This window comes from Agrobacterium vacciniicorymbosi (genome assembly GCF_040427045.1).
Classification (GTDB): domain Bacteria; phylum Pseudomonadota; class Alphaproteobacteria; order Rhizobiales; family Rhizobiaceae; genus Agrobacterium.
Genome location: NZ_JBETMF010000001.1, coordinates 116,275 through 137,610, shown reverse-complemented (window position 1 = coordinate 137,610; position 21,336 = coordinate 116,275). Strand labels below are relative to the sequence as shown.

The following is a 21,336-nucleotide window of genomic DNA, read 5'->3' as shown; positions in this document are numbered from 1 at the left end:
TTATCTCTCCACCAGCGCCATTTTCGCGTTGAACCAGTTCATGATCAGCGCGGTCGTGAGCGACAAGGACAGGTAGACCACAAGCCAGATGGCCACGACCTCGACGGCCTGCCCTGTCTGGTTGAGGATGGTGCCGCCAACCGCCACAAGGTCCGAGAAGCCGACGGCGACCGCCAGCGAGGAGTTCTTGGTGAGGTTGAGATACTGGCTCGTCAGCGGTGGGATGATGATGCGCATGGCCTGCGGCACGACGATCAAACGCGTGATGTTGTTGCCACGCATACCGAGCGCGCTTGCAGCTTCCGTCTGGCCCTTTGCAACGGCCTTGATACCGCCGCGAACGATTTCGGCGATGAAGGACGCGGTGTAGAAGGACAGCGACAGATAGAGCGACAGGAATTCAGGCGCGATGACCGATCCGCCGCTGAGGTTGAAGCGACCGGCGACCGGATAATCGAAGGTCAGCGGTGCGCCGAGCGCCAGAAACGTCAAGAGCGGCAGACCGATGATGATGGCAGTGCCGACAATGCCCGTGCGGAACGGTTGACCCGTTCTCATCTGGCGGGCCTTGGCCCAGCGGTAAACGAAATAGGTAATGACGATGCCGACGAGGAAAGCCACTGGAATGAGCCACGCACCCTCGCCCCAGACCTGCTTCGGATAGAAGAAGCCACGGTTGTTGAGCACGGTGCCGAGAGGCAGCTGAAGGGAATCACGCGCCTGCGGCAGAATGGTGATGACACCCTTGTACCAGAAGAAAATGACCAGCAGCGGCGGGATGTTACGGAAGATTTCGACATAGGCCTGAGCCAGCTTGGAAACCAGCCAGTTGTTGGACAGCCGTGCAATACCGACGATGAAGCCGATGATGGACGCTGTGATGATGCCGAGAAACGCCACCTGAAGCGTGTTCAGAATACCGACGACCAGTGCCCGACCGAAGGTGCTGTCATTGCTGTAGGCAATCAGCGACTGGCCGATGTCGAAGCCTGCTCTGCCATTGAGAAAACCGAAGCCGGAAGAGATATTGGCGCGCTGGAGATTGTGAATGGTGTTGGATGCGATCATCCAGACAAACAGCACCAAAAGGATGACTGTGACGACCTGATAAAAAATGGACCGCGCTTGCGGGTCGTAAATAATGGATGTCGCGCTTTTTGAGCTGGACTCCGAGTGGAGCGCTTTGCCTGCCATCGGCACCTTTCCCTCTGTGTGCTCTTTGCGAGCTTCTTTTAACTTATTGCATCGGCATCATCCGGCCCGAGCTTGGTTTTTATAAGCTTCGGGCAGAATGCTAGTCGGGAGGCAGAGCATTCGCCCCGCCTCCCGCATAGAGATGCCGTTTATCGGCTATTAGCGGATTGGCGGAGCGTACTGAAGACCACCCTTGGTCCACAATGCGTTCTGGCCACGCTCGATCTTCAGCGGCGAACCGGTGCCGACGTTGCGATCGAAGACTTCGCCGTAGTTACCGACCTGCTTGATGATGTTGTATGCCCATTCGTTGGTCAGGCCGAGATCGGTACCGATCTTGGTGCCTTCTTCGGTGCCGAGCAGACGCTTCAGGTCAGGGTTGTTTGCGTTCTTCTGCTCATCCACGTTCTTGGATGTGACGCCGAGTTCTTCAGCGTTAACCATGGCGTAGTGAACCCAGCTTACAACGTCGAACCACTGATCGTCGCCCTGGCGAACGGCTGGTCCAAGCGGCTCCTTGGAGATGACTTCAGGCAGAACGACGTTTTCGTCCGGTGTCTTCATCTTCAGACGGATGGCATAGAGGCCGGACTGGTCGGTGGTGTAAACGTCGCAACGGCCGCTATCGTAAGCAGAAGTCGCGTCGGATTCCTTTTCGAACACAACCGGGTTGTACTGAAGATTGTTGGTCTTGAAGTAGTCGGCGAGGTTGAGTTCGGTGGTCGTGCCCTGCTGAACGCAGACGGCAGCGCCGGAAAGCTCAAGCGCAGACTTCACGTTCAGAGCCTTCTTCACGATGAAGCCCTGGCCGTCATAGTAGTTGACGGTGCGGAAGTTGAAGCCCAGCGACGTGTCGCGGCTGATGGTCCATGTGGTGTTACGCGTCAGAACGTCGATTTCACCGGACTGAAGCGCAGGGAAACGGTCCTTGGATGTGAGGGGTACGAACTTTGCCTTGGCTGGGTCGCCGAAGACAGCAGAAGCGATACCGCGGCAATAATCAACGTCGATACCCGACCATTCGCCCTTGTCGTCAGGGTTCGAGAAGCCCGGAATACCGGAGCTCACGCCGCAAGTGACGAAACCCTTTGCTTTAACGTCTGCAAGCGTGGCGGCAGATGCAGCCGATGCAGCTCCGAAAATTGCTGCGCCAATGGCGGCTGTCAGAAGTGCCTTTTTCATTTTTCCCAACCTTTGTTTCTTATTCGTAATCAGAAGATGCCGCATATCCTGTCGCATACGCCTGGCTCCCCGCTTCACCTCCCGGTGTGCGCGGCTATCACAATCGCAATTGCCGTCACGGTCAAGTCTCGCCCTCAAGAATTGTGTCCAAAAAACGGAATTTTTAAAAAGTCGTCCCTTTTATGGGCAATTGTCTAATAATTACGCTAAAAAAGGCTAAATTCTACTCAGGCTGTCAGGCAGGTAGACTGAAATTGCGCGTATGAGTAACCCATCCGGGTGCTGTAGCACGTCACGGCTTGCGATTTAGCCGGTGCGGTGCGACAGCATGAATAAACCAGACGCGATTCACCGCAAAGAACGGCGGAGATAACGAAGTCTTGACCGCAGCGGACTTTAGACACCATCCTCCGGGCATCGATCAGTGAGAGATTTTCAGCATGAAACATAAAGACGGGATTTTTGAAGCCGCCGGCACCAACACGCGGTTGACCCATCTCGGAAACCACCCTGCGGCCAATCATGGCTTCGTCAATCCGCCGATCCTGCGTGGCTCCACCGTTCTGTTTCCCAATGCCCAGACGCTGGTTTCGGAAGACCAGAAATACACTTACGGCACCCACGGCACGCCAACGACGGATGCGCTGTGCGAGATGGTCAACAGCCTTGAAGGGTCGTTCGGCACCATACTCCTGCCATCGGGCCTCGCTGCCGTCACCGTGCCGTTTCTGGCCTATCTCTCCGCTGGCGACCACGCGCTGATCGTCGATTCGGTCTATTTCCCCACCCGCCGCTTCTGCAACACCATGCTCAAGCAGTTCGGGGTTGAGGTAGAATATTACGATCCGGCCATTGGCGAGGGCATCGAAGCGATGATCCGCCCGAATACGCGCCTGCTGCATCTGGAAGCACCCGGCTCCAACACCATGGAAATGCAGGATGTGGGCCTCATGTCCTCCATCGCCCACCGGCACGACATCGTGGTGACCATGGACAATACATGGGCCACGCCGCTTTATTTCAAGCCTCTGGACCACGGCGTCGATGTCTCCATCCACGCCGCCACCAAATATCCGGCCGGGCATTCGGACGTGCTGATGGGCTTCGTTTCCAGCAATGAAACGCATTGGAAGAAGCTGCACGACGCCAACCGCGACCTCGGTCTCTGCGTCACATCCGACGATGCCTATCAGGTGTTGCGTGGCATGCGCAGCATGGGCGTGCGTCTGGAGCATCATCGCAAAAGCGCGCTGGAAATCGCGCAGTGGCTGGAAGGCCGGGATGATGTTTTGCAGGTGCTGCACCCTGCCCTGCCCAGCTTCCCGAGCCACGATCTCTGGAAGCGCAATTTCAAGGGCTCGAGCGGGGTTTTCTCCTTCGTGCTGAAGGCGCAGGAAGGACGCTTCAAGGAGCACTCGCACGCCTTCCTGGATGCGCTCTCGATCTTCGGTCTCGGCTTTTCCTGGGGCGGCTACGAATCGCTCGCCGTTCCCGTATCGCTGCGCGACCGCACCGTGGCCAAAGGCCCGACGGAAGGCCCGGTCATCCGCCTGCAAATCGGCCTTGAGGATATTGAAGACATCAAGCGCGATCTCGAAGCGGGCTTCGCAGCTGCGGCTGCCGTCTAAGCCGGCAACTCACCCATACCGACGTCACCCTCGGGCTTGTCCCGAGGGTCTGCTACGCAGCAACTTTGAAGACGCAGGTGGCTTCTACAAGAGCCCCCTAAAGCCCCTCTGCCCGATACCCATATAGCCAGTCGAAATCCGCCAGAAACGCTTCCGGCGGCCTCATGGAAAGCACCAGATCGCGACCCAGCCGCAGCGGGCCGCTAGCGTGATAGGCAAACTTGTTGAGCGCGGCGCGTTTGCGGGCCTTTTCGATGCGCGGAATGCGATGTGCCTCGAAGGCAGATAACGCATCGCCCACCGCCTGCCCCCGCTGAACAAAGGCCGCAAGCTCGAAGGCGTCTTCGATAGCCATGGCAGCGCCCTGGGCGGCAAAGGGCATCATCGCATGCGCGGCATCACCAATCAGCACCGTATCGCGGCCATTGTGCCAGCTGCCTTCACCGGCCTGAAATAGCGGCCAGAAGGTCGGCTTGTTAACGTGTTGCAGCACCTGCTCAAAGGCCGGGTTCCAGCGGCGGAACTGCTCCACCAGCAACGCATGCTGCTTGCCCTGCGCCTCCGCCTTCCAGGTGTCGCCGGGATTGGTGCCAGCAGCAATCGCGACGATGTTGAATCCACCCGTCTCTGCCAGCGGATAAGCAACCAGATGCGCCGATGGCCCCAGAAAAGCAGTCACACAGCGTCGCTTTAGAAACTCGGGAACGTCATCCGGAGCGATTGTAAAGCGCCAGGCGATATTGCCGGAAAAACGTGCGGTCGGGCTTCCCGGCACGGCATAGCGCGCGCTGGACCACACGCCGTCAGCCCCGACAATCAGGTCGTAATCCTGAAAGGTGATGCCTGCGAGAATGGACTTGCTGACCGCTTCCAGCCGTTTGCCCAGATGCAGGTGGCAGAGCGGATTACGCTTGACGGCGGCAAGCAGCGCCTGTTGCAAGGTTGCACGATGCAGCACGCCATAGGGGGCGCCCCAGCGCTTTCGCGCGACATCCCGCATGGGCAGCGAGACCAGTCGCTTGAGCGAAAGGCCGGAGGCAAGGTCCACCGTTTCCGGCTCCAGCCATTGCGCTTCGATCTGCGGCAGCACATCGAGCGCGGCCAGAATGCGGGCCGCATTGGGCGAAATTTGAAGGCCTGCCCCAACCTCATCCAGCTGTTCGGCCTGCTCCAGAATATCGCAGCGCACGCCAAATCTGGCAAAAGAAAGAGCAGCGGTGAGACCGGCAACGCCGGCACCGATGATCGCAACGGATTTTACGGGCATGGAAAGCCCCAGTCAGAAGAAGAGGTTAGGCTGCCTTCACATGGAAGACGCAGCCGGGCGGGTTGGTCTGTGTGGCCTTCAGCGACGGATTGTAGCGGTACAACGTCGAGCAGTAGGAACAGACCTTTTCATTATCGTCACCCATATCGATGAAGATATGCGGATGGTCATAGGGAACGGATGCGCCAGTGCACATGAATTCCTTGACGCCGATTTCGATTGCGCTGTGTCCGCCATCGTTCTGGAAGTGGGGAATGGTATGACCGGCCATGTTCGTCTCCAAATGCAACATCGTGATTGAGCGCAACGCTCAGCTTTTGCGGATATGTAGCGTCAAATGCTTTTCACCTCCACAGAAAACATCGCAGAATATGTTCAACCGTGCGATTTCCTGACATATGGTGCGGCAAAAAGGATGTCTTTGATGAATCTCAATGTGCCCCAATTTTCTCACTTCACCCGTGATGGTCTGCAACTGGCCTATTTCGATGAGGGCGACCCGTCCGGTGCACCGGTTCTGCTGATTCACGGCTTTGCCTCCAGTGCTGCGGTCAACTGGGTGCATCCCGGCTGGGTCAAGACGCTGGGCGATGCGGGCTATCGGGTCATTGCCATCGACAATCGCGGCCACGGCGCCAGCGACAAGCCGCATGATGCGGATGCCTATTACCCCGCCGTCATGGCAGACGATGCCGTCGGCCTGCTCAACCATCTCGGCATTTCGGAGGCCCATGTCATGGGTTACTCCATGGGCGCGCGCGTATCCGCCTTCGTGGCCATGGCCCACCCGGAGCGGGTTCGTTCGCTAGTATTCGGCGGCCTTGGCATCGGCATGGTGGATGGCGTGGGCGATTGGGACCCGATTGCGGATGCCCTTCGCGCACCCTCGCTCGATGTCGTCACCCATGAGCGTGGCCGCATGTTCCGCGCCTTTGCCGATCAGACCAAGAGCGACCGCATCGCCCTTGCCGCCTGTATCGAAACCTCCCGCGTGCTGGTGACCCGAGAGGAAGCGGCAAAAATCGATATGCCGACGCTGATCGCCGTGGGTACCAAGGACGATATCGCCGGTTCCGGCCAGGAGCTCGCCGACCTCATGCCGCATGCGAAAGCCATCGACATTCCGGGCCGCGACCACATGCTGGCCGTCGGAGACCGGGTCTTCAAGGCGGCGGTTCTGGAATTTTACCGGGAATTCGACGCTTAAGAAGAATCATTTTCCAAAAAGCTTTCAGAAAAACTGATGCTTTCGCGTCTTTAACCGCGTTGGTAAATCACCATTTCTAGGTGACGCTTTTTTCTGTATAAAAGAACGGCACCAATTCAAGGGAGACCATTCATGGTCGCACGCACTGAGGCACGCCATCAGGATCAGCTTTCCGTTGTTGATCCAATTTGGGGAAGTCTGCTGAATGAGGCGCGCGCGGCGGCATCGCAAGATCCGCTGCTGTCTGCCTTTTTCTATTCCACGATTTTGAACCATCATTCGCTGGAACAATGCGTCATCTACCGTATCTGTGAACTTCTGGACCACCCGGACATGCAGGCCGTGCTGCTGCGCCAGACCTTCGAGGAGATGCTCGACGACTGGCCGGAATGGGGCTCAATTCTGCGCGTCGATATTCAGGCCGTCTACGACCGTGACCCTGCCTGCACCCGCTTTATGGAACCGGTTCTATATTTCAAGGGTTTCCATGCCATCCAGACCCACCGTCTCGCCCATTGGCTACTGAACAATGGCCGACGCGATTTTGCACTCTACCTGCAAAGCCGCGCATCAAGCGTTTTCCAGACGGATATCAATCCGGCAGCACGTCTCGGTAAAGGCCTGTTCCTTGATCACGCCACCGGCCTCGTCGTCGGTGAAACCGCCGTTATCGGCGATAATGTCTCCATTCTGCATGGCGTGACCCTTGGTGGTACCGGCAAGGAAGGCGCGGATCGTCATCCGAAAATTCGCAGCGGCGTGCTGATTGGCGCTGGCGCGAAAATCCTTGGCAACATCGAGATCGGCAGCTGCTCGCGCATCGCCGCAGGCTCCGTCGTGCTGAAGCCTGTTCCGCCCAACGCCACCGTGGCCGGTGTGCCGGCCCGCGTCGTTGGAGATGGCGGATGCAACGAGCCTTCGCGCATCATGGACCAGATCATCGGTGCCGACATCTGACGTTTGTCCATTCATCGACGTCCGTGTGTTTCACGCGGACGTTTTTACGGCTCCACTTTACTTTCGCCTTTAAGCCATGCCAAAAGCGGCGAAACGTGAACCGCACAGGAGAACAGTGGTGAAAGCCGAAGAAATCAAAAAGCTCGACGCCTATTTCAAGCGCACCTTCAGCGACAAGATGGTCGTAAAGGCCCGCCCGCGCAAAGACGATTCGGCAGAAGTCTACATCGGCGAAGAATTTCTCGGCGTCGTTTACCTCGATGACGAAGACGGCGACCGCTCCTACAATTTCTCCATGGCAATCCTGGACGTCGACCTCTGATCACCACCCGGTGACAGCATCAATTTCAAACCGCCCGCGACGAAAGTCTGCGGGCGGTTTTGTTTTATGGGGTTAGTGCGAGACCCGCGACCTCCAGAGTTGTACGCTCAAAATTTTCACGTATGTTCCCGGGAATACTCAACGTCATTCACGGATATTATTTTGAGCGCAGTACATTTTCATTTCATCGAAACCGAGCCGTCCATCACCACAAACGCACAGCCTCTTAGCCTGCCTGCTGAGGAACGCAGCCGCATCGACAACCATTGGCAAAAGGTCAACGCAGATGGCCGGTTCTTCAACGGAAAAGCTCTTGCGGCCACCCAGCTTAAGCTGGATGACGCCCCGGCCATTCAGATCAGCACCAGCGATTATGCGCACTATCTCTATTCCAACGCCTACCCCACGGCGACGCCTTGCCGTATCGTCTATTGCGGCGCGGCTATCGTGACCTCTGACGATCACCTTGTGCTGGGTGAAATGGCGTCCTCCACTTCCTCGCCCGGTCGCATACAGTTCGTTGCCGGAAATGTGGAGATCGCCGAGGACGGCACGATCAACAGCCGGGACTGCTGCGAACGTGAGGTGACTGAAGAAGTCGGCGCGCAGTTTCTGCATAATGCGACAGAGTTCAAACCGCTCTGCATTAAGACGGGCGGAAATGGCGACCATGTCGGCATATTCTACCGCCTGCGCCTGAACATGACGGCACAACAGGCCAAATCTGCCTTCGCAGATCATCTTGCGGCACTGGCAGCAAGAAACGAGAAACCGGAATTGCCACATATCCATCTGCTGCCTTTGACGCCGGATGCGGTGGAGGCCTTTTGCGCAACCCACGCCACCCAGATGGTCGATTACCTTACACCCCTGCTGACCGAGCATTTGCCGCAAATTCGCTCTTTGTGAGCCTTCTAAAACAGCCGATTCTTTTCGGGAAAACGCTGCGGAACAAATTCTTGCCTGCTCCGTTTATTTCTCGTCCCCCGATGAAGCGTGGGATTTACGACCAACGGGACGCCCCCTGATCCCGTCCTAAATCCCACGCTTCCCCCTTTCCCAAAATTTGACGCGACGAATTGAACGAAGCTTTTCCACAGCGGCACCGTGACCTCTTCAGAAAAAATGTCATCGAAATGCAAAAAAGTGGAAATAGGCGCTTGCGGAGAATCCAGTGCCTGACTATAAGGGCGCCACACAGCGTACGCGCCCTTCGTCTATCGGTTAGGACGTCAGATTTTCATTCTGAAAAGAGGGGTTCGACTCCCCTAGGGCGTACCACTCTCCTCATTATATCAGCGTGATACAGGCGTTTGTTAAACCAACGCTCAAGCGTGGCTGTGCATATTTCGCAAATATCCGACTAAGCTTTTACGGCGCGACGGCTGCGTCGAGTACGCGAAGCTGTACCCGTCTCTGACCCTGCCATTGCTCTGCACCCAGCGTGCCTGCAACGTGGATTTGACGCCCGCGGGCGTTCATCAGCATCTGGCCGAGCGGCGCATCGGCGGCGCGGAAAGCGATGCCATCCAGCCTTGAGCCATCCAGTGCTTCCAGCGTGATCTTCACATGCGAGGTGCCGACGACGCGGACATCGCGCAGGCGATGCGCGGGCACCGCGAAGATGGGTTGCGAATGGCCCGAGCCATACGGCCCCGCTTGCTCCATCTGCTCCACCAGTGCCAGCGTGGCGCCGGATGCGCCGATGGCACCATCTATCTTTAGCACGCTGTTTTCCACCAGCTGCGAAACCGTCTTCTGCGCCGCTTCTTCAAAGAAGGTGCGCAGGCGTCCGAGATTGCCGCGCTCCACCGTCAGACCAGCGGCCATGGCGTGGCCGCCGCCCTTGACCAGCAGACCGGCTTCCACGGCATTGCGCACCATGCGGCCCATATCGAAACCGTTGATGGAGCGTCCGGAGCCTGTTCCCTTGCCCTGCGAGTCAAAGGCGATGGCAAAGGCGGGGCGGCGGAAACGGTCTTTTAGACGGGAGGCCAGAAGCCCGACGATGCCCGGGTGCCAGTTTTCGCGCGCCGTTACGATCACGCCCGCGCCGGAGCCATCTCCATATTCGAACAGCGCCTCGGCTTCCGCTTCTGCCAGCATGGCAGCTTCCATGGCTTGGCGTTCACGGTTCAGCTCATCCAGCTTTTCGGCAATGACCTCGGCCTGCGCCTCATCATCCAGCGTCAGTAGGCGGCTGCCGAGTGCGGCGTCACCGATGCGTCCGCCGGCATTGATGCGAGGTCCGACCAGAAAGCCGAAGTGATAGGGCGTTACCGGCCCGCCGAGCCCGGCTTTTTTGAACAAGGCTGCAAGGCCCGCATTCTTCATGTGGCGAGCGGCGATCAGTCCCTTCACCACATAGGCGCGGTTCAGACCCTTCAGCGGCACCACATCGCACACCGTCGCCAGCGCCACGATGTCGAGATAGGACAAGAGGTCCAGCGTATAGGCACGGCTATCGCGCTGGTCCTTCAGCACGCGCAGCGTGGCGACCAGCACGAGAAACACGACGCCAGCGGCGCAGAGATGCCCCTGCCCCGACAGATCGTCCTCCCGGTTCGGATTGACCAGCGCCACCGCTGGCGGCAACTCGGTACCGACCTGGTGGTGGTCGATGACGACGACATCGGTTCCGGCATCCCGCGCGGCGGCGAGAGACTCATGGCTGGTGGAGCCGCAATCGACAGTAATGATGAGCGTCGCGCCATTGGCGGCAAGCTGCTGCATGGCGGCGGGGTTTGGGCCGTATCCTTCGAAAATACGATCAGGAATGTAGATTTGCGGCTCCAGCCCAAAATGGTGCAGGAAGCGATACATCAGCGCCGAAGACGACGCGCCATCGACATCGTAGTCGCCGAAAATCGCGACCTTCTCACTGCGCTTGATAGCAACGGCAATGCGCTCGGCTGCCGTTTCACAATCGGTCAGGGTCAGCGGGTCGGGCATGAGCGAGCGGATGGTGGGGTCGAGAAAGGCGGGAGCATCATCGACGCCGACACCCCGGCCTGCCAGCACGCGGGCGACCAGTTCGGGAATGCCGTGAACCTGCGACATGGCCAGAGCGCGGTTCTGCCCGGCCTGATCCAGCCGCGACATCCACTTCTGCTCCGTTGCCGACCGATCCACACCGAGAAAAGCTCTCGGCACGGTATCGACCGCTTCAATCATCGCCATATGTCAGCTAATCCATTCAGCCCGTTGTTTGATTATGGGCTAAAGGCGGAAGCTGGCTTTTTCAAGTGCTAATCTGCGCTGGCCCGGCTTACCACAGCGGCACGAAGATGAAGGCGGCAAAGCCACAGACCACGGCGGCGATGAGACACAGCGCCCGCCAGTCCCGTTCCTGGCCCTCGATTTCGAACTCAAGACTGCGTAGATTGTCGTTTGCGCCAATCCGGCGCGGTTTTCTGCTGGCATCGGGACGAGAAAAATGATCGTCCTTGAACAGTATCGTCGCTTTCACGGCCGCGCCTCCCATCGCTTGGTGAACATGCATCAGAGTAACATTACAGCCGGTATTTTTGCAAAGTTTTCGATGTCAAAAATCCCGACAAAACCGTGAATACGGCTTCGCGTTCACGCGGCGCCGACGCGCCCGTGTCTTGCCTCATCAAACCCGGAGAGCGCACGCAGATGCGGACATGTCTCTGGTATGGTGTCGTCTCTGGCTTCGCATCTGCGTGGCCTCTGGTCATTCCAATTTCGAGTGTCCTCCACCGGCAGGCAGGCGTACCCGCCGGTGAAGATTGGGACTCGACCAGGCCGTCATTGGTCCCGGCTTCGCCCTATCGTCATTAAGCCTTCGTGCCCTTGTTCCGAACCCTGAATGGTTTCGGCGCTTGGGCCTTCGGGCCGCATCTGGCGGGCACGGTTGATTTCGGCCGAAAACCAAACCTTGCCCGCACCTCTTTCTGCTGATGTCTCGCGATACACCCGCAGACAGAGGTGGGGGAATTGTAAGTTGGCTTTTGGGTGTGTGGACGAAAAAATTTTGGAATTTTGCTGGATTTTTTATGTGGTTGATTTTATTTATTTTTATTGAAAACGGTTGGCTGCGGATTACCTCTCCCCTTGTGGGAGAGGAAGAAAAATCATGATCTTAGCGCAAGCTAAGTCATAGATTTTTCAGGTGAGGGGTTGCATCTTGCGCCGAGATCAACTTGGGGCATAGCGCAATGGTGCATCATCATCAGCCACCACCGGTCAATCGCATCCGCGCACGGACGATGCGAAAAAACGCAACACTTGCGGAAAACATGTTGTGGCAAGCCCTACGCGATGGGAAGCTGGAAGGCTTCAAATTTCGACGTCAGGTCCCCCTGCACAACGTCATCGTTGACTTCGTGTGTTTCGAAAACAAGCTTATTATTGAAGTGGATGGCTCGCAGCACGCCGAAAGTAAAGCAGACGAAAAACGTGACGCATTTTTGCGGGAAAATGGCTTTCGGATTTTGCGGTTCTGGAATGACGAAATCGAGCGAAATCTCGATTTCGTATGTCTCTCCATTTTGACCCAATTGAAACGTGGAGAAGTCGCAGACCCCTCACCTGAAAAATCTATGACTTAGCTTGCGCTAAGATCATGATTTTTCTTCCTCTCCCACAGGGGGAGAGGTAACACGCCGCACCGTCTCAGCTGGTGAAATCTTACCACCACTTGGCAGGCGTAAACTTACCTGCCGCCTGTTCAATCGCATAGGCCGTCTTGAACAGCGTCTCTTCCTCGAACGGCTTGCCAATGAGCTGGAGGCCGAGCGGCAGGCCCTTGCCATCCAGACCGGCGGGGACCGACATGGCGGGAAGACCGGCCATGTTGACGGTGATGGTGAAGACGTCCTGAAGGTACATTTTCACCGGATCCGCAGCCAATTCCTTGTCGCCGATTTCGAAGGCGGACGATGGCGTGATCGGAGCGAGAACCGCATCGACGCCTTCGTGGAAGACGGTTTCGAAATCGCGCTTGATCAGCGTGCGGACCTTCTGGGCCTTCAGATAATAGGCATCGTAATAACCGGCAGACAGCACGTAAGTGCCGACCATGATGCGGCGCTTGACTTCCGAGCCGAAACCGGCAGCGCGGCTCTTCTCGTACATGTCGGCAATGTCCTTGCCATCGACGCGCAGGCCGTAGCGAACGCCGTCGTAACGGGCTAGGTTGGACGACGCCTCAGCAGGTGCGACGATGTAATAGGCTGGCAGTGCGTATTTGGTGTGCGGCAGCGAGATATCGACCACTTCGGCACCGGCGTCTTTCAGCCATGCCACGCCCTGTGCCCAGAGCTTTTCGATTTCTTCCGGCATGCCTTCGACGCGGTATTCCTTGGGAATGCCAATGCGCAGGCCCTTCAGCGACTGGCCAATGGCCTTCTCATAATCCGGCACCGGCAGATCGACGGAGGTCGTGTCCTTGGCATCGACGCTGGCCATGGATTTCAAAAGGATAGCAGCATCGCGCACGTCGCGGGCAATTGGGCCAGCCTGATCCAGCGAGGATGCGTAAGCCACGATACCCCAGCGAGACACGCGGCCGTAGGTTGGCTTTATGCCGACCGTGCCGGTGAAGGCTGCGGGCTGGCGAATGGAGCCCCCCGTATCGGTGGCCGTTGCGCCGGCGCACAGATGCGCGGCAACAGCAGCAGCCGAACCACCCGAAGAGCCGCCGGGCACGAGATTCTTGTCCGAACCATTCGCACGCCAAGGGTTGATGGCCGGGCCGTAATAGGAGCTTTCATTGGACGAGCCCATGGCGAACTCATCCATGTTGAGCTTGCCGAGCATGACGGCCCCGGCGTCCCACAGGTTCTGCGTCACGGTGGATTCGTATTTCGGCTTGAAGCCATCCAGAACGTGGCTGCAGGCCTGCGTGTGAATATCGCGAACGGCGAATAGGTCCTTGACGCCGAGCGGAATGCCTTCCAGCGCACCGGCATTGCCAGCGGCCAGCTTCTCATCGGAAGCCTTGGCCATCTCGCGCGCCTTTTCAGGCGTGACCGTGACATAGGTGTTCAGCGCTTCATTGGCGGCATCGACTGCGGACAGATAGGCTTCCGTCAGTTCTACGGCGGTGAAGTCCTTGGCCTTCAGCTTATCGCGCGCTTCGGCAATGGTCAGGCTGGTAAGATCGGTCATATCGGCAACGGCTTTCGAAATTTTTTAAATCGGACGGGCAGGAATAAACCGTGGGCAGGGTTTACTCGACCACCTTCGGGACGAGGAAGAAATTGCGGTCTGTATTGGGCGCATTGGCGACGATGTCGTCCGCCTTGTTGCCATCACTCACCACGTCGGCGCGCTTCTTCATCGCAACCGGGGTGACCGATGTCATGGGCTCGACGCCATCGACATTCACTTCCGAAAGCTGCTCCACGAAACCGAGAATGCCATTCAACTGGCCAAGCATGATGTTGGCCTCTTCTTCGTCAACGGCAATACGGGCAAGGCGCGCAACGCGCTTCACGGTGGCGAGATCAACGGACATGGTTCTACTCCGGACAAGAATTTTCCTACCCGCTATAATGACCGCGCCCGCAGTTCGCAACCATCATCGCCGCCAGAAACAGTGGTGAAAATAATATTCGCCTTATGCGGGAACATTTTTTCCATACGCGAGTTTTCGCGCCGGGGAATTCCTTCCCTTTATTATAAGCAAACTCATTGCAGCAGGAAGCGGGGTTGGGGCCTGTTCATTTTTCAAGCGCCACAGCGTTTCTCGATCATGCTGTTTTAACGGGGGTTAAACATGAATTTCGACATGTCAAAAGTGCGTCACCCGAAAGAGAAGGCGTATGGATTTCTCACCTTGCTCATCGGCACACTGGTGTGGATGAGTGTTGCCGCAGCCATCCTATACATTGCTACAACGGACAGCATCGCAATCCTTTTTGCCGTGCTATTTTATATTCTCATCATCTGGTTCTTTTCATACGTCGCACGCGCCTTGGTGCGCGCTTACATGATCGGTCACTATGTTCTGGTCAGCGAGGTACAGTTTCCTCATCTTCACAAGATGGTGGCTGACGGCGCACAGAAATTGGGCCTAAAAGAAGTGCCGCAGGCCTTTGTCTATAATTCCAGCGGCGTAATGAATGCCATGGCGCTGACGCTGGTCGGGCGCTCACGCTACATCTGGCTAACATCGGCCCTGATCGATTCCGACGACGAAGAGCAGGTGAGATTCGTGATCGGTCACGAGCTGGGCCACCATGTTGCGGGCCATCTGGACGAGCCATGGAGCTTCCTGCGTTTGCCCGGCCTGATCATTCCGTTTCTGGGACAGGCATATTCCCGCGCCCGGGAACTGACCTGCGACCGCGTCGGGCTTGTCGTTTCCGGTGACATGAAGGCATCGCGCACAGCACTTCAGATGCTGGCCTGCGGCAGCGCCAAGCTGAACGCCCAGATGAACCCGAATGCGTTTGAAGAGCAGGACAAGATGGTGCCGTCCATTGCCGGTTTCTTCCTGACGATCTTCTCGCTATACCCACGCCACACGCGCCGGGTGGCGGCACTGAGTGAGTGGAGAAATGCGCTGAGCGGCATTTCGTCTGCGCCATCCCGCCCCGTGCAGACCGGACGGGTTGAACCGCAGATCGCTTGAGGCATGTAGAAACAGAAAAGCCCGATATGCGATCTGCATATCGGGCTTTTGCTTTTTTAGAACTCCAGCGTGTGTCCGACGCTTGGCGTATCCACGCGGCTTTCCGAGCCTTCCATGCCGGTGACGAACTTTTCCGGGGTCTGGTCGATGATCGGGAACGTGCCATAGTGGCAGGGCACGACGTTGCGGAACTTGAAGAAACGCTGGCAGGCGAGAGCTGCGACCGCGCCGCCCATGGTGAAGCGGTCACCAGTGGGAACGAGGCCGATGTCTGGCTCGTGCAGCTCATTGATGAGCGCCATGTCAGAGAAGATATCCGTATCGCCCATGTGATAGACCGTCGGGCCGTCTTCGAAATGCAGCATCAGGCCGTTGGCATTGCCGAGTGCGTGGCTGACGCCGTCTTCGGTAACCTGCGCGGAGGAATGCAGCGCGTTGGTGAAGGTGGCGGAAAAGCCATCGAAGCCAACCGTGCCGCCGGTGTTCCCCATCTCAAGCTTAGCGACGCCCTTGGAGCCCAGCCATGCGGCGAGATCGGCATTGGCAAGCACGGTCGCGCCGGTGTCCTTGGCCAACTGGATGGTATCGCCCACATGGTCACCGTGGCCGTGGGTCAGCAAAATATGGGTGATGCCGCTGGCGACGTCCTTGGCATTCTGGTCGGCGAAGCTTGAGTTTCCGGTGAAAAACGGATCGATGAGGATTTTTGCCTTACCGGTTTCGAGGCGGAATGCGGAATGGCCGAGCCAGGTGAGTTTCATGGAAGTTCTCCTTTGTATTACCGATATATTATGACATAGGACGGGCCATACAACCGCCCTCGATTTAATTTGGAATTGCGAACATGGCCGCTGATGATGACGAATATGTGTATGACGAAGCGACCGGTGAATGGCGCCCTGCCTCAGAGGTAGCGGCACAGGCGGCAAAGGCCAACGAGGTTCGCGATGCCAGCGGTACGCTTCTGGTCGATGGTGATTCCGTGACCTTGATCAAGGATTTGAAGGTAAAGGGTGCGGGAACAACTTTGAAGCAGGGCACCGTGATAAAGTCCATTCGCCTGACGGACAATCCAGAAGAAATCGATTGCCGCCACGATGCCATCAAGGGTCTCGTGCTGCGCACCGAATTCGTACGCAAACGCTGAGAAGAGCCGATGGCGACGCTGACGATAGAGGAACTGGTGGATTTTCTGCAGCCGGGACAGGCCATTGCCGGGCTGGACCTGGGCACCAAGACCATCGGTCTTGCCATGTCCGATCTTTCGCGGCGTTTCGCCACCCCTCGCCCGGTCATCAAGCGCGTTAAATTCACGCCGGATGCACAGACGCTCCTGGACTTCGCTCAGAAGGAAAAGGTCGCAGCCTTCATTATCGGCCTGCCGGTCAATATGGATGGGTCATCCGGACCGCGGGTGCAGGCCACGCGGGCATTCGTGCGCGCCATGAGCGAAAAGACCGACCTGCCCTTTATTTATTGGGATGAACGTCTTTCAACGGTCGCGGCAGAACGGGCACTACTGGAGATGGATGTTTCCCGCGCCAAGCGCGCCGAACGGATCGATTCGGCTGCTGCCAGCTTCATTCTTCAGGGTGCGCTGGACAGGCTGTCCGGTCTTGGCAAAACGGCTGGCTCTTTCGAGGGCTGACGCCCGCGCCACCATGCGGCAATGACCTTACGCTTGCGAAACCCGATGATCGCGAAAACGACGATGCTATCTACCGCGATGGCGCGCATGACCAATGGTGGGATTGTTTCCGGCGGAATGCCCAGCACGTTGCCGTAAATTTGGAAGACGAGATCATGCGCCTGCCGGGTGAGCATGAAAATGCCGAAGCTCATGTCGTAATAGGACAGGCTGTACCAGCTGCCCAGCAGCGCAATCGGCCCGGCCCAGAGAATGAGAAACCACTTCATGCCATCTGCCCCCGCGCAAAGACGGTATCAGGAATTGCGGCAAGCACGCCCCAGCGCAGACACGCCATAAGGCACAGGTTCATCGTCGGAACATCGATGTCCAACGGCAGCATGGCGAAGAACGTCATCATGACGATCAAGGATATCCAGCGGGTCACGGCGGTTCCTTTGCATACGCCCACAGGCGCATGGTTAATAATTCCTTAATACAATGATCCCACCAATTCTTATGGGCAAATAAAAGTTGGTGACATGGTTAACAAATGTGGGATGGCTGTGGATAAGGTCATTGCAGTCAACGCAATAACGCAGGCTGGAGCCATAGGCTCCGCCTAGAACAAGAAAATTCTAATATTTATTTCATCAGCCGTAAACGCCGCGCACGATCCGCTTCACGGCGGTGCCGATCTTGTCCCAATCCCTGGCACTTTTCAGCCCGACACCGGCGAATTGCCCACTCGTGGCAGCGGAGATGACGAGATGCTGGATGGCCGCGAAAATCACCGCGTTGACGGCAGCGGTATCGATGCCCTTCGGCGCTTCGAGCGAGCCGCGCATACGCTCCAGCCACTTGGCCAGTGCCTTGGCGCGGGCATCAGCCAGCTGCTTGACCTGCGGCGTGTTTTCCGAAACTTCCCAGGCCACGATTTTGCATACGAGCGGATCGCTGCGCAGCGCTTCGATGTAATAAAGCGCCAGCTTTTCCATGAGATCACCATAGGTCAGCAAAAACATGCCGCCCGTGTCTTCGGGAATACGATCCTTGACCCACGAGCCCAGGTCTTCACCAATGGCCGAAACCAGACCTTCCAGCCCGCCGAAATAACGATAGATCAGCTGCTTGTCACACCCTGCACGACGTGCGACAGCATTGATGCCAAAACCCTGAAACCCCTCCTCCGCCAGCAAACCCTTGGCCGCCGCAAAAATCGCCTTCTCCGTCGCAGCGCGATCCTTGATGCGCTTTTCCGGTACGGCAGGTGTTATCAGGGCAGCAGTGCCATCGATGGCCAGCATGATCGCGCGATTCTCCGTGTGGTGACGTGATCAACGGAGTTAGCAAAGGGTTAATTTGTCGGCAATGCGGGGGATGGCTGGGAGCTGAAGGTAGTTGTGGATGAAGCGGGGAAGGCTTTCAAAACTCATATGACCCCATTATGACTTTCAACTCTTGAGAGAATGAAAGACAAAATACATGTCTCTTATACACAATGAGCAAACCAAACTTCTGGCGAATTCTCTTGATCGAGCGTCCACCGCTTGCGTGGTTGCTGGCCTGATTGCTCCCGCTGCTTAAGTATCGCCAACCACATGCCGGGCTCACCCGGACTATCCATCAGCACCACTATTGGAACAGTGATTTGGCTTTCCGCAGCAGTTGTATAAAATTTGTTGGCAAGACGCACCCTTGGAGGGTTGAGATCATGACTGGAATGGAACTCTTCTTCTATGTCGCCTTGCCGGTGAGTATCGTTACCGCTGGCTGGGTTGCCGTCCGCCTGAATGAACGCAATGCTAAAAAGACGCGGCTGCATCCGGGTGAGTAACTTTGCGCTGAGTATAAGTCTTATCGGCGTTTCCTGAACTGCCGATAAAGCTCTCAAATTGTCATCCGCCACGTCAGCAAACCGACCTGCTCCAGATCGCTGAGATCAAACGCAACAGCCTATCGAAAGACTTGGCGCTTGGTTGCTTCGATGTGCTGACGCTGCTCAAATAATCGCGTGATCAAAAAGCCTTCGGAAGACCAGCCTGTTTCAGCGTCTCATTTGCGGTGTGGCGAGACTTGGTGCCGTGGTCGATTGTGAAGTGCCTGTTGGTCAGTGGGCTGAACCATATTTCGTGATCGCCTTTGCCTCCTCTTACGAAATAACATCCCGCTTCAGTCAGAAGCAGTTTCAGTTCGCGCAGAAAACCGGCCATGGCGGTTAAAAAGCCGGGTTAGGAATTTTTGCGAGATGTTCAGCCATGAAATGAATGGGTATCTCCGGCAAATCTGAATCGACGCCGTTGAGTTCAATCAGATCAGAAATGGCTGCCAGGACCTTCTTTTCCAGAAGCTCTACGGTTTCCGCTTCCACAGCAAGGCCATCTATATCGTGACTTGAGGCTACCCAGACGGCTGCTTCTTCATCCCACAAGGCACGCACGATAATAGAAACGGTCTTCATGCGAGATCACTCCCCGAATTGCCCAGAACTTTCCTCACTATCTAAGAGAAAGTCTTTCGAATTCCTATGGTGTTGCCATCAAAAATAGAAAGATGCCGTCTACCTCACGCCGCAGGCGGATACAGCAGATCGATAATATAGGTTGGGTCGAACCGGCTATCCAGCATACCGTAAGTATGGCGCCAGCCGCCGGCCAGGCGGGTTTCCAGAAACGCGTCGGCGATGCGGCCGGCGCCGATGCGGCAGAGTTCGGCGGCGGCGGCGGCAAGGGCGAATTGTTCGACCAGCAGGCGGGCCGCACCTTCGTCACGTTCGCAGAGTGCAATGGCTGCGCGCAGGACTTCGGTGGTTTTCTTGCCGGATGGGCCGAGGTCGCGTTCGAGCGTTTCGAAGACGAGGTCGAACAAATCCTTGCCGCGCTGGAGAACGCGCAGCACATCGAGCGCCATGACGTTGCCGGAACCCTCCCAGATGGCGTTCACAGGGGCTTCGCGATAATGGCGGGCGATAGGGCGGTCTTCGACGTAGCCGCTGCCGCCGAGGCTTTCCATGGCTTCATAGATCAAGGCTGGCGCAATCTTGCAGCACCAGTATTTGACGATGGGCGTCATGACGCGGGCGTAAGCCGCTTCTGCCGGATTGTTGCGGGCGCTATCGAAGGCCGCAGCAAGGCGGAAGGAGAGAGCGGTTGCTGCCGCGACATCCAGTGCCATATCGGCCAGAACGCGCGTCATCACCGGCTGTGTAACCAGCGGTTTGCCGAAGACGTTGCGGCCCCGGGCGAAATGCACCGCTTCCGCCAGCGAGGCGCGCATCATGCCGGAAGAGGCCAGCGCGCAGTCCAGCCGCGTCAATGTCACCATGTCGAGAATTGTGCGGATGCCGCCACCGGGATCGCCGAGCAGATAGCCGAAGGCATCCGTGAATTCGACTTCGGCAGAAGCGTTGGAGCGGTTGCCGAGCTTATCCTTCAGACGCTGGAAATGCAGGCCGTTAGCGGATCCATCTTCCAGAAAACGCGGCACCAGGAAGCAGCCCATGCCATCGCCCATCTGGGCCAGCATGACAAAGCCATCGCTCATGGGTGCGGACAGGAACCATTTGTGGCCGGACAGACGATAGATGCCCTCGCCCACCCGCTCGGCAGTCGTACGGTTGGCGCGAACATCGGTGCCGCCCTGCTTTTCCGTCATGCCCATGCCGATGGTGACGGCGGTCTTCTGCATGGCGGGCTTTTGAGAGGAATCATATTTGCGCGACAGGATTTTCGGCGCCCATTCCTGCTGCACGCGCGGCGATGTCATCATGGCCGCAACGGAGGCGTGCGTCATGGTCAGCGGGCAAAGGTGCCCTGCCTCCAGCTGCGATGTCAGATAGAACTTTGTCGCGCGGGCCTTATGTTCGTTGCCGCGCGTTTCCGGCGTATTTTCCCAGGCGCTGCTGTGCAGGCCGGATGCCATGGAACGCCGCATCAGGGCGTGCCATGCCGGGTGAAACTCCACCTGATCCAGTCGCTCGCCGCGTGGGCCATGGGTGTGCAGTTTGGGCGTGCTGACATTGGCCATGCGCGCAAGTTCCTGCGCTTCCGCCGATGTCACATAGCGGCCAATCTGGTCGAATTCATCACGCAGCGGGCGCGAAAGACTGGAGGTCAAATCCACGATCAACGGGTCTGAGCGATAGGCATTGATGCCGGACCAGAGGTTAGGCTGGTTCAATTCGGCAAGCTGTTCTTCGGTCCGGTTCATATTCGTCATCGCGTGGCTATATCGGGATTCGCATTTTATTGCATGTATTAGGTCTGGCACGGCTTATCGCATGCTTGCCGACAAAGCCACCTGTCTTTATAGACCCGGTGACTAAAGCCAGAGCCTTGCCACACGCTCTA

25 protein-coding genes and 1 tRNA gene are annotated in these 21,336 nt (G+C 57.3%); 10 read left to right on the top strand and 16 right to left on the bottom strand.

Annotation, left to right across the window (positions count from 1 at the left end; genetic code table 11):
- Both ABUK73_RS00780 and ABUK73_RS00775 read right to left on the bottom strand, forming a co-directional pair.
- Positions 1-1,194, bottom strand: a complete 1,194-nt coding sequence (locus tag ABUK73_RS00780; RefSeq protein WP_353575637.1) for an amino acid ABC transporter permease — start codon at positions 1,192-1,194, stop codon at positions 1-3.
- 159 nt (positions 1,195-1,353) lie between these two features.
- On the bottom strand, positions 1,354-2,376 hold the full coding sequence (locus ABUK73_RS00775) for an amino acid ABC transporter substrate-binding protein (protein WP_353575636.1): 1,023 nt from the start codon (positions 2,374-2,376) through the stop codon (positions 1,354-1,356).
- 440 nt (positions 2,377-2,816) lie between these two features.
- Here ABUK73_RS00775 and ABUK73_RS00770 point away from each other — a divergent pair, with 440 nt between their 5' ends.
- The gene (locus ABUK73_RS00770) at positions 2,817-4,004 is read left to right on the top strand and encodes a cystathionine beta-lyase (protein ID WP_353575635.1); all 1,188 of its coding nucleotides are present in this window, start codon (positions 2,817-2,819) and stop codon (positions 4,002-4,004) included.
- A 97-nt stretch (positions 4,005-4,101) separates the two neighbouring features.
- Here the strand turns inward: ABUK73_RS00770 and ABUK73_RS00765 are convergent, their stop codons facing one another.
- Entirely contained in the window at positions 4,102-5,271 is a 1,170-nt protein-coding gene (locus ABUK73_RS00765) for an FAD-dependent monooxygenase (RefSeq protein ID WP_353575634.1), read from the bottom strand.
- Positions 5,272-5,296: 25 nt separating this feature from the next.
- Positions 5,297-5,542 (bottom strand): zinc-finger domain-containing protein, encoded by a 246-nt coding sequence (locus ABUK73_RS00760; RefSeq protein ID WP_353575633.1) that lies wholly within the window; start codon positions 5,540-5,542, stop codon positions 5,297-5,299.
- 153 nt (positions 5,543-5,695) lie between these two features.
- Between ABUK73_RS00760 and ABUK73_RS00755 the strand changes: the two genes are divergently transcribed.
- The 5 genes from ABUK73_RS00755 to ABUK73_RS00735 all read left to right on the top strand — a co-directional run bounded on the left by ABUK73_RS00755 (position 5,696) and on the right by ABUK73_RS00735 (position 9,038).
- Entirely contained in the window at positions 5,696-6,478 is a 783-nt protein-coding gene (locus tag ABUK73_RS00755; protein WP_353575632.1) for an alpha/beta fold hydrolase, read from the top strand.
- Positions 6,479-6,610: 132 nt separating this feature from the next.
- On the top strand, positions 6,611-7,435 hold the full coding sequence (gene cysE / locus ABUK73_RS00750; RefSeq protein ID WP_113088308.1) for a serine O-acetyltransferase: 825 nt from the start codon (positions 6,611-6,613) through the stop codon (positions 7,433-7,435).
- A 118-nt stretch (positions 7,436-7,553) separates the two neighbouring features.
- The gene (locus tag ABUK73_RS00745) at positions 7,554-7,757 is read left to right on the top strand and encodes a DUF3126 family protein (protein ID WP_062589522.1); all 204 of its coding nucleotides are present in this window, start codon (positions 7,554-7,556) and stop codon (positions 7,755-7,757) included.
- Positions 7,758-7,919: 162 nt separating this feature from the next.
- Positions 7,920-8,666 carry an NUDIX hydrolase gene (locus ABUK73_RS00740; RefSeq protein WP_353575631.1) on the top strand — a complete coding sequence of 249 codons (747 nt, stop codon included), beginning with the start codon at positions 7,920-7,922 and terminating at the stop codon, positions 8,664-8,666.
- A gap of 297 nt (positions 8,667-8,963) precedes the next feature.
- Positions 8,964-9,038, top strand: a tRNA-Glu gene (locus ABUK73_RS00735).
- Between the two features lie 90 nt (positions 9,039-9,128).
- On the opposite strand, the gene recJ is transcribed toward ABUK73_RS00735, so the two are convergent.
- Both recJ and ABUK73_RS00725 read right to left on the bottom strand, forming a co-directional pair.
- Complete coding sequence (gene recJ, locus ABUK73_RS00730) at positions 9,129-10,931, bottom strand: single-stranded-DNA-specific exonuclease RecJ (RefSeq protein ID WP_353575985.1); 1,803 nt, start codon at positions 10,929-10,931, stop codon at positions 9,129-9,131.
- A gap of 94 nt (positions 10,932-11,025) precedes the next feature.
- Complete coding sequence (locus tag ABUK73_RS00725; RefSeq protein WP_353575630.1) at positions 11,026-11,226, bottom strand: hypothetical protein; 201 nt, start codon at positions 11,224-11,226, stop codon at positions 11,026-11,028.
- Between the two features lie 712 nt (positions 11,227-11,938).
- Between ABUK73_RS00725 and ABUK73_RS00720 the strand changes: the two genes are divergently transcribed.
- A complete protein-coding gene (locus ABUK73_RS00720; RefSeq protein WP_353575629.1) occupies positions 11,939-12,331 on the top strand; it encodes an endonuclease domain-containing protein in 393 nt (130 codons plus the stop codon).
- Between the two features lie 79 nt (positions 12,332-12,410).
- Here the strand turns inward: ABUK73_RS00720 and gatA are convergent, their stop codons facing one another.
- Positions 12,411-13,892, bottom strand: coding sequence for an Asp-tRNA(Asn)/Glu-tRNA(Gln) amidotransferase subunit GatA (gene gatA / locus ABUK73_RS00715; RefSeq protein WP_353575628.1), 1,482 nt, complete (start codon positions 13,890-13,892; stop codon positions 12,411-12,413).
- Between the two features lie 61 nt (positions 13,893-13,953).
- Entirely contained in the window at positions 13,954-14,241 is a 288-nt protein-coding gene (gatC, locus tag ABUK73_RS00710) for an Asp-tRNA(Asn)/Glu-tRNA(Gln) amidotransferase subunit GatC (protein WP_353575627.1), read from the bottom strand.
- 261 nt (positions 14,242-14,502) lie between these two features.
- Here gatC and ABUK73_RS00705 point away from each other — a divergent pair, with 261 nt between their 5' ends.
- Complete coding sequence (locus tag ABUK73_RS00705) at positions 14,503-15,360, top strand: M48 family metallopeptidase (protein WP_113088316.1); 858 nt, start codon at positions 14,503-14,505, stop codon at positions 15,358-15,360.
- A gap of 56 nt (positions 15,361-15,416) precedes the next feature.
- Here the strand turns inward: ABUK73_RS00705 and ABUK73_RS00700 are convergent, their stop codons facing one another.
- Entirely contained in the window at positions 15,417-16,121 is a 705-nt protein-coding gene (locus ABUK73_RS00700; RefSeq protein ID WP_353575626.1) for a metal-dependent hydrolase, read from the bottom strand.
- An 83-nt stretch (positions 16,122-16,204) separates the two neighbouring features.
- Here ABUK73_RS00700 and ABUK73_RS00695 point away from each other — a divergent pair, with 83 nt between their 5' ends.
- Positions 16,205-16,507 carry an alkylphosphonate utilization protein gene (locus tag ABUK73_RS00695; protein ID WP_353575625.1) on the top strand — a complete coding sequence of 101 codons (303 nt, stop codon included), beginning with the start codon at positions 16,205-16,207 and terminating at the stop codon, positions 16,505-16,507.
- A 9-nt stretch (positions 16,508-16,516) separates the two neighbouring features.
- The gene (ruvX, locus tag ABUK73_RS00690) at positions 16,517-17,008 is read left to right on the top strand and encodes a Holliday junction resolvase RuvX (protein WP_353575624.1); all 492 of its coding nucleotides are present in this window, start codon (positions 16,517-16,519) and stop codon (positions 17,006-17,008) included.
- Here ruvX and ABUK73_RS00685 read toward each other — a convergent pair.
- From ABUK73_RS00685 to ABUK73_RS00655, 7 genes are all read right to left on the bottom strand, one after another.
- Positions 16,948-17,277, bottom strand: a complete 330-nt coding sequence (locus tag ABUK73_RS00685; RefSeq protein ID WP_353575623.1) for a DUF6105 family protein — start codon at positions 17,275-17,277, stop codon at positions 16,948-16,950. The two genes, ruvX and ABUK73_RS00685, sit on opposite strands and share 61 nt — an antisense overlap.
- Entirely contained in the window at positions 17,274-17,435 is a 162-nt protein-coding gene (locus ABUK73_RS00680; RefSeq protein WP_353576010.1) for a hypothetical protein, read from the bottom strand. Before ABUK73_RS00680 ends, ABUK73_RS00685 begins: the two co-directional genes overlap by 4 nt.
- Before the next feature lie 205 nt (positions 17,436-17,640).
- Positions 17,641-18,294: a TetR/AcrR family transcriptional regulator gene (locus ABUK73_RS00675; protein WP_113088320.1), complete on the bottom strand. Its 654-nt coding sequence runs from the start codon at positions 18,292-18,294 to the stop codon at positions 17,641-17,643.
- A gap of 185 nt (positions 18,295-18,479) precedes the next feature.
- Positions 18,480-18,896 (bottom strand): hypothetical protein, encoded by a 417-nt coding sequence (locus ABUK73_RS00670; RefSeq protein ID WP_353575622.1) that lies wholly within the window; start codon positions 18,894-18,896, stop codon positions 18,480-18,482.
- A gap of 109 nt (positions 18,897-19,005) precedes the next feature.
- Positions 19,006-19,200, bottom strand: a complete 195-nt coding sequence (locus ABUK73_RS00665) for a type II toxin-antitoxin system HicA family toxin (protein ID WP_353575621.1) — start codon at positions 19,198-19,200, stop codon at positions 19,006-19,008.
- Positions 19,201-19,205: 5 nt separating this feature from the next.
- The gene (locus ABUK73_RS00660; protein WP_353575620.1) at positions 19,206-19,448 is read right to left on the bottom strand and encodes a DUF1902 domain-containing protein; all 243 of its coding nucleotides are present in this window, start codon (positions 19,446-19,448) and stop codon (positions 19,206-19,208) included.
- A 104-nt stretch (positions 19,449-19,552) separates the two neighbouring features.
- A complete protein-coding gene (locus ABUK73_RS00655; RefSeq protein ID WP_353575619.1) occupies positions 19,553-21,205 on the bottom strand; it encodes an acyl-CoA dehydrogenase family protein in 1,653 nt (550 codons plus the stop codon).
- Between the last annotated feature and the right edge of the window lie 131 nt (positions 21,206-21,336).

Excerpts from the sequence above, each read along its gene's own strand:
- ABUK73_RS00780 (WP_353575637.1), bottom strand. The coding sequence starts at position 1,194 with ATGGCAGGCAAAGCGCTCCACTCGGAGTCCAGCTCAAAAAGCGCGACA.
- ABUK73_RS00775 (WP_353575636.1), bottom strand. The coding sequence starts at position 2,376 with ATGAAAAAGGCACTTCTGACAGCCGCCATTGGCGCAGCAATTTTCGGA.
- ABUK73_RS00770 (WP_353575635.1), top strand. The coding sequence starts at position 2,817 with ATGAAACATAAAGACGGGATTTTTGAAGCCGCCGGCACCAACACGCGG.
- ABUK73_RS00765 (WP_353575634.1), bottom strand. The coding sequence starts at position 5,271 with ATGCCCGTAAAATCCGTTGCGATCATCGGTGCCGGCGTTGCCGGTCTC.
- ABUK73_RS00760 (WP_353575633.1), bottom strand. The coding sequence starts at position 5,542 with ATGGCCGGTCATACCATTCCCCACTTCCAGAACGATGGCGGACACAGC.
- ABUK73_RS00755 (WP_353575632.1), top strand. The coding sequence starts at position 5,696 with ATGAATCTCAATGTGCCCCAATTTTCTCACTTCACCCGTGATGGTCTG.
- cysE (WP_113088308.1), top strand. The coding sequence starts at position 6,611 with ATGGTCGCACGCACTGAGGCACGCCATCAGGATCAGCTTTCCGTTGTT.
- recJ (WP_353575985.1), bottom strand. The coding sequence starts at position 10,931 with ATGATTGAAGCGGTCGATACCGTGCCGAGAGCTTTTCTCGGTGTGGAT.
- ABUK73_RS00720 (WP_353575629.1), top strand. The coding sequence starts at position 11,939 with ATGGTGCATCATCATCAGCCACCACCGGTCAATCGCATCCGCGCACGG.
- gatA (WP_353575628.1), bottom strand. The coding sequence starts at position 13,892 with ATGACCGATCTTACCAGCCTGACCATTGCCGAAGCGCGCGATAAGCTG.
- gatC (WP_353575627.1), bottom strand. The coding sequence starts at position 14,241 with ATGTCCGTTGATCTCGCCACCGTGAAGCGCGTTGCGCGCCTTGCCCGT.
- ABUK73_RS00705 (WP_113088316.1), top strand. The coding sequence starts at position 14,503 with ATGAATTTCGACATGTCAAAAGTGCGTCACCCGAAAGAGAAGGCGTAT.
- ABUK73_RS00700 (WP_353575626.1), bottom strand. The coding sequence starts at position 16,121 with ATGAAACTCACCTGGCTCGGCCATTCCGCATTCCGCCTCGAAACCGGT.
- ABUK73_RS00695 (WP_353575625.1), top strand. The coding sequence starts at position 16,205 with ATGGCCGCTGATGATGACGAATATGTGTATGACGAAGCGACCGGTGAA.
- ruvX (WP_353575624.1), top strand. The coding sequence starts at position 16,517 with ATGGCGACGCTGACGATAGAGGAACTGGTGGATTTTCTGCAGCCGGGA.
- ABUK73_RS00685 (WP_353575623.1), bottom strand. The coding sequence starts at position 17,277 with ATGAAGTGGTTTCTCATTCTCTGGGCCGGGCCGATTGCGCTGCTGGGC.
- ABUK73_RS00675 (WP_113088320.1), bottom strand. The coding sequence starts at position 18,294 with ATGCTGGCCATCGATGGCACTGCTGCCCTGATAACACCTGCCGTACCG.
- ABUK73_RS00665 (WP_353575621.1), bottom strand. The coding sequence starts at position 19,200 with ATGGCCGGTTTTCTGCGCGAACTGAAACTGCTTCTGACTGAAGCGGGA.
- ABUK73_RS00660 (WP_353575620.1), bottom strand. The coding sequence starts at position 19,448 with ATGAAGACCGTTTCTATTATCGTGCGTGCCTTGTGGGATGAAGAAGCA.
- ABUK73_RS00655 (WP_353575619.1), bottom strand. The coding sequence starts at position 21,205 with ATGACGAATATGAACCGGACCGAAGAACAGCTTGCCGAATTGAACCAG.